1 protein-coding gene is annotated in these 219 nt (G+C 51.1%); it reads left to right on the forward strand.

All coding sequences use genetic code 11. The annotated features are described in order from the left end of the window. Window positions 1-219 (forward strand): hypothetical protein (locus AC0IXA_RS28315; protein ID WP_471815044.1); only part of this gene is annotated, 219 nt, incomplete at both ends.

A 219-nucleotide genomic window follows, 5' to 3' on the forward strand; every position in this document is an offset into this window, starting at 1 on the left:
GAGTTCGGGATGGGATCAGGTGGTTCCAACGCTCTATGGTCGTCAAGAAATTCGGGTACTGAGTCGTGACCAGATGGCCTCGCTTCAGCAAATTGGGTATGTGACAGCTTTCGGTGTTTGTGCGCTTCGAACTTTCGGTTCGTTTCGTCTTCACACACCGCAATCTGGTGCCTTCTCAGGTCAGCAAATTGCTTGGGTGTTATATGGTCAAGCCTCACG

The sequence above is a fragment of the Pseudomonas sp. AC083 genome (genome assembly GCF_979253165.1).